Consider the following 6151-nt stretch of genomic DNA (forward strand, 5'->3'; position numbering starts at 1 on the left):
CCTTCGATCGCTACTCCACCTTCGCGGAGTTCTTCACCCGCGGGCTGAAGCCGGGCCTGCGCCCGATCGACGCGGGCGAGCAGGTGGTGGTGTCGCCGGTGGACGGGCGGGTGTCCCAGGTGGGCTACTCGGACAACGGGCGGTGCCTGCAGGCCAAGGGCATCGAGTACACGGTGGACGAGCTGCTGGGGGACAAGGAGGCGGCGGCGCCGTTCCACGGTGGCGCCTGGACGACGCTGTACCTGTCTCCGCGGGACTACCACCGCATCCACGCCCCGCTGGCGGGGACGATCACGGGCTACGCCTACATTCCGGGCGAGTTCTGGCCGGTGAACCCGGCGTCGGTGAAGAACAAGCAGTCGCTGTTCTGCGTGAACGAGCGGCTCGTCACCTACCTGGACACGGTGGCGGGCAAGTGCGCCGTGGTGAAGGTGGGGGCCACGTGCGTGTCACGCATCAAGGCGGCGTACGACGAGATCCTCACCCACGAGGGCAAGCCGGGGAAGGTGCACACCTACGACACGCACCTGCCGGTGGAGAAGGGCGGGGAGCTGGGGCGCTTCGAGATGGGCTCCACGGTGATCCTGCTGTTCGAGCCCAAGCGGGTGAAGTGGGCCGACACCCTGCAGCCGGAGGAAGTGGTGCGGCTGGGGCGGCGCATCGGGGAGATCGTGTGAGCCAGAAGATCAGCGGTGTGAAGGGGATGAACGATCTCCTGCCCGGCGAGCTGGGCGGGGACATGGCACCGGTGGAGGTGTGGCAGCACGTGGAGCGTACGGCTCGCGAGCTGTTCTCCCGGTTTGGCTATGGGGAGATCCGCACGCCGGTGGTGGAGGACACGGCGCTCTTCGTGCGCAGCGTGGGCGAGGAGACGGACATCGTCGGCAAGGAGATGTACACCTTCGAGGACAAGGGCGGCCGCAGCCTGTCCCTGCGTCCGGAGGGCACGGCGCCCGCGGTGCGCTCGTTCATCGAGCACTCGGTGGCGAACCAGGAGCCGCTGACGCGCTGGTACTACATCGGCCCGATGTTCCGGTACGAGCGGATGAAGACGGGCCGCTACCGGCAGTTCTTCCAGATTGGGGCGGAGGCCATCGGCTCGCGCGAGGCGGCGCAGGATGTGGAGCTGATGGACCTGGTGGTGCAGCTGCTGGAGGCGCTGGGGCTGAAGGAAGTCTCGCTCAACCTGAACTCGCTCGGGGATGACGCGTGCCGGCCGGCGTTCCAGCAGAAGCTGGTGGAGTACCTGACGGCGCACCGGGCGGAGCTGTGCGAGGACTGCCAGCGCCGGCTCGAGAACAACCCCATGCGGGTGCTCGACTGCAAGAACGAGAAGTGCCAGGCAGTGGTCCGGTCGGCGCCGAACATCCTCCAGTTCCTGTGCGAGCCCTGCAAGGCGCACTTCGAGGAGGTGAAGCGCAAGCTGGACGCGCTGGGCGTGCGCTACGTGATCAACTCGCAGATCGTGCGAGGGCTGGACTACTACACGCGCACGACGTTCGAGTTCATCGCGGCGCACCCGGCGTTGGGGACGGCGAGCACGGTGGGCGGCGGGGGCCGGTACGACAAGCTGCTGAAGAGCCTGGGCGGGCCGGATCTGCCGGCGGTGGGGTTCGGGCTGGGGCTGGATCGGCTGACGTTGCTCTTGAAGGAGGGCGGGCAGAAGTACGGCGCGCCTCCGGACGTGTTCATCGCGGTGGCGGACGAGGGCTCAGCGGACGCGGCCTTCACGCTGGCCAGCAAGCTGAGGCGCGAGGGGCTGCGAGTGGAGTTCGACACGCGCGGCGGCAGCCTGAAGAGCCAGATGAAGCGGGCGGACAAGACGAAGGCGCGCTTCGCGCTGGTGCTCGGGCAGGCGGAGCGGGAGAGCGGCAAGGCGCAGCTCAAGCCCATGGCGGGCGGTGAGCCAATCCCCGTGGCGCTCACCGAGGTGGCGCAGACTGTGCGCGCCGCGCCGCAGGGATAGAGAGGGGGGTATCCTCTCGGGCTAAGCGATTCACCGAGGACTGCGACTCCTCTCCGCGGCCTTCTCCAGCCAGCTGCCCGCCAGCTGTTTCCACGAAGCTTTGTGGCTGTCGGGAACCAGGCTGAAGGCCGCGTCACGCACGATCGCATGGCGGAAGCGGTACTCGATCTCCCTCAGGAAACGACCGCCTGACTGGCGCTGCACCACTTCCAGATCCACCAACTGCCGCAGGACCTGTTCCAGTTCCTCCTCGGAGAGCTGTCGCTGCAGCAACGCCTTCACCCCGCCCAGCCAGAAGGTGGAACCGAAGATGCTGGCGGCTCGTAGCACCCGCCGAGGGAGCGGCCCCAGCCGTTGCAGCGACGACCCGAGCATGGCCAGCACGGACCCAGGTGTCTGCTCACTGGAGCCCTCGGCCGCGCTGCGGATCAGCTCCTCCAGGAACAGCGCATTGCCTGTGGACCGCTCCACCAGGAGGGCCACCTCGTCTGGAGGGACTCGAGTGCCCAGCACCTCTTGGGCCAGCCGGGTGCTGGCCTTCTGGCTCAGCCCGCGCAGCGACAGCTCCTGCAGGAAGCGTGACCAGAGTCCGGGGAAAAGATCCTTCACCTCCGGCCGTGCCAGCGCCAACACCATGAGAGGCTGCTCCGACAGCTCACGCAGCAGCTCGTCGACCAGCTTGATCGTGGGCGCATCGCTCCAGTGGAGATCCTCCAGCACCAGCAACACCGGGCCGCGTGCGCACTCGGCCGCGAGGAAGGTCACCAGCGACTGGGTCACCTGCGCGCTCATCAGCCGCGGGTCGCTCCGTGCGGCGCTGAGCGGAGTGCTGTCCTCCTCGGAGAAGGAGACGGCGCACAGCTCGCCCAGGAACATCGCCACGGTCTGTGCCTGCTCACCGGGCAGGTGCAGTGCCACGCGATCGAGCAGCCGAGCACGGCTCGTCTCCAGGCTCTCTGCCTTGTCGATCCCACACAAGCGCCGCAGCGTCTGGCCCAGAACGCCATACGGAGTCCCCACACTGAGCGGATCCCCGCAGCCCCGGAGCACCAGCCCGGACTGCCCGCGCTGCTCGAGGCGATGGAGGAACTCGTGCACGAGCCGGGACTTGCCTGTGCCGGCGGGGGCTGTCACCAGCATGGCCCGAGCCGTGGGCTCCTCGACACACGTGGCGAGCGTGAGATCCAACAACGCCACTTCCTGCTCACGGCCCACGAAAGGGGTAGGGCGTCCTAGCAGCGCTCGGGAACCATCGGTCTCTCCCCGCTCGCCTTGGAGCAGGAAGATCCCCCGAGCGGAGCGCGCGACCTGGAAGCCAGCACCCAACAGTCCGGCGGTCACGTCATCCAAGAGAACGGAGGAGGCAGAAGCGGGCTCCTTAGCGGGCTCCTTTGCGAGGTGTCCCAGCAACCCCTCCGCCCGCTCCGTGGCAGGACCTGCCGGCAGGTGCTTCTGGAAGACGCCGAGGCCGGTGGCGACGACCACCCGGGCTTCCGGGCAGCGCTCCTTGAGCGTCAGGGCGCAGCGGGCCGCGAGCGTCGCCTGATCGGCCGCCGTGCCACGCTCCAGCACCAGCACGCCCAGAAGTGAGCCATCCGCCAGGATCTCCTCCTGGGCTCCGTACGACCTGAGGGCCGTGTGCAGCGTGTCTGGCAGAGCCCGTTCCCGTGCGGGCTCCGTGCTCGCCTGGGCCGCAGCGGCTGGCATGGCCACCCGCAGGACGCTGACGAGCCGCGGCTCTGGCTCAGTGGCACCAGGACGAGCAGCCTCTGCCTGGGGGCTTGGTAGCAGCAGATCCGGGATCGACTCGAGCGCCGAGAGAGAGGTCAGCAGGCTGGCGGCATCCGGCAGCCGTCGCTGCGGATCCTTGTCCAGCATGCGATCCACCAACACCTGCAGGCCCGGGGGCAGGCCCGCGCGCAGCGTGTGGAGCGGCGCCGGGTGGGAGAACAGGAGCTTGTCCAGCGCGGCGACGAAGTTCGGGGCGGCGAAGGGCGACTGGCCGGTGAGACACTCGTACAGCACGCACCCCAGAGAGAAGATGTCCGCACTGGGGAGGATCTCGGGCTGATTGGAGGCCTGCTCGGGGGCCATGTAGCCCGGAGAGCCGATCGCACCTTGTCTCCGCGTCACCCCCACCAGAGTGGGCATGGCATAGCGGGCGAGGCCGAAGTCCAGGACGACCCCATCCTCGGCGCGGCCCTCGCGCAGGAACAGGTTCGAGGGCTTGATGTCGCGGTGGATGATGCCGAGCCGGTGGGCGAAGTCGAGGGCCTCGGCGACGCGGCGCAGCAAGGCCACGGTCTCCGGAAGCCGAAGAGGCCTGGCCCTCATGCGCTGTGCCAGATCTTCGCCTTCGAGCCATGCCATGGCCAGGAAGGGCTGGCCTCGCCGGGTGCTGCCATGGGCCACATAGGAGACGATGGCGGGGTGGCGGAGCTCGGCGAGCAGCACGGCCTCCCGGTTGAAGCGGTAGACGGCCTCCGGCGAGGTGACGGCGTGAAGGAGCTTGAGCGCGACACGCCGTCCAGACCGGGCGTCCAGTGCGCGGTACACAGTCCCCATGCCGCCATGCCCCGCCAGGGCCTCGACGGTGAAGCGGTCAGCGAGGAGCGTCCCTGGAGCCAGCTCGTAGAACTCAGCCATGGGACCCTGGAAACTCGCTCTCCCAGTCCGGGCCCCAGCGCTGGCGTACCAGCTCCCGCGTGCGAGCATTCTCGGGCACCAGGGTCAGGAAGCGCTCGCGGGCCGCAGGGTCGGTGACATCCTTGGCGCGCAGGGCGAGGCTGTGCCCAGCCTTGCGCAGGGCCTTGTCCGCCACCGCTGTGTCCCCCTGGGCCAGGCAGGCCTCGGCGAGAGACAGCCACGTCCCCACGGCACCTGAGCCTTCTCCGCCCATCTGCTCCAGCGCCCCGACGCCACGCTCCGCCACCTCCCGAGCCTCCGCGGCGCGCCCCTGTGCCAGCAGCGTCGTGCAGAGGCTTCTGCACGCGATCAGATAGAAGGGAATGAGCACGGCCAGCAGGTCGCACGCACGGCGGGACTGGACCTCCGCGGTGCTCAGCTCTCCCTGGCGCAGGGCCACTCGTCCCAGGGCCACGTGCGCGATGCCTTGGTGGAGGAGGTTGGGCTTCTCCGTCTCCAGGATCAGGCGCGCCAGCTGGCCTGCCTCCTCCGGGTGCCCTGACGCGGGGCTGCTCGACAGGACCAGGAGCAGATGCATGCGGGTGCCGGCGGCGGCATACCGGTGGCCCCCTTGCTGGCAGACGATCAGGGCCTTGCGCAGAACCTCGATGCCCTGATCCACCTCGCCCAGGGCCTCCAGCGCCAGGCCCATGAGGGCCTGCGCGGCCGTCTCATTGAGGTCCGAGCCCACCTCGCGGAACATCCGCTCGGATTCCTTCGCCTGCGCCAGACTCTGCCAGGGCCGGTTCGAGAGGAAATGGTCGAAGTAGCCTTGCGCGGAGCACGTCCAGCCCTGCGCGACTCGATCCAGCGCCGTGAAGCTGGCGGAGACCGAGCGGATGCGATCCAGGACGGCCGTAGCCCCCGCCTTCTGGCCAGCCCAGGTGTTCATGGCGGACAGGAAGCAGGCGGCCTCGATATAGATGGCGCCGGCGTGGACATCCGGCGAGCTGCTCAAGAGGAGCTGGCCCAGCCGGGCCACTTCTCCGTGCCGGCCGCTCTGCGCGCCCGCGAGCAGCAGCCCACCCATCACCCGGCTCCACGAGGCACTGCCCGCGGCCAGGCTGGGCAGGATCTCGCTGCCCGCGGCGAACGAGCGCTCGAAGTCCTCCCGCCAGAAGGCGATGGAGGCCTCCAGTGCCCGCAGCGCGAGGATGTCCGAGCCCTCCGGCTGGCAGGACAGCGCGGCCTCCAGGCACTGCTGGGCAGCCCCCAGATCGTGACGCTCGAAGAGCCGCTCCCCCGCGCGAGTAAAGAAGTGCACGGCCCGCGCCCGCTCCTGGCCAAGCTGGGAGTGCCGGGCCAGCACCAGGGGATCGGACTCCCCGGCCTGCTCCAGCCAGACGCCCGCCAGCCGATGCCCCAGAGGTTTGAGATCATCCGGCACGAGGCCGTAGGCCGCATCCCGTACCAGCGCGTGGCGGAAGCGGTACTCCGACTCCTTGGGGAACCGGCCGCCCGGCTGGGGCTGCACCACCTCCAGCACGACGAGGTGCCGCA

General features: G+C 69.3%; 3 protein-coding genes and 1 pseudogene. 2 read left to right on the forward strand and 2 right to left on the reverse strand.

Features of this window, described 5'->3' with window-relative positions; all coding sequences use genetic code 11:
• Together asd and hisS are read left to right on the forward strand one after the other, a co-directional pair.
• Window positions 1-677, forward strand: a 677-nt coding sequence (gene asd, locus VD972_RS06405; RefSeq protein WP_324982292.1) for an archaetidylserine decarboxylase, incomplete at its 5' end; no start/stop codon positions are given.
• Between the two features lie 26 nt (window positions 678-703).
• A complete protein-coding gene (gene hisS, locus VD972_RS06410) occupies window positions 704-1966 on the forward strand; it encodes a histidine--tRNA ligase (RefSeq protein ID WP_324982298.1) in 1263 nt (420 codons plus the stop codon).
• A 30-nt stretch (window positions 1967-1996) separates the two neighbouring features.
• Here hisS and VD972_RS06415 read toward each other — a convergent pair whose 3' ends face one another.
• Window positions 1997-4612, reverse strand: a complete 2616-nt coding sequence (locus VD972_RS06415) for a serine/threonine-protein kinase (protein ID WP_324982295.1) — start codon at window positions 4610-4612, stop codon at window positions 1997-1999.
• A pseudogene (locus VD972_RS06420) lies at window positions 4605-6151 on the reverse strand (serine/threonine-protein kinase PknK); the annotation flags it as partial. The gene VD972_RS06415 and the pseudogene VD972_RS06420, both read right to left, overlap by 8 nt.

This window comes from Hyalangium sp. (genome assembly GCF_035629615.1).
Classification (GTDB): domain Bacteria; phylum Myxococcota; class Myxococcia; order Myxococcales; family Myxococcaceae; genus Hyalangium.

Coding starts and splice junctions, on each gene's coding strand:
- hisS (WP_324982298.1), top strand. CDS start 704: ATGAACGATCTCCTGCCCGGCGAGCTGGGCGGGGACATGGCACCGGTG.
- VD972_RS06415 (WP_324982295.1), bottom strand. CDS start 4,612: ATGGCTGAGTTCTACGAGCTGGCTCCAGGGACGCTCCTCGCTGACCGC.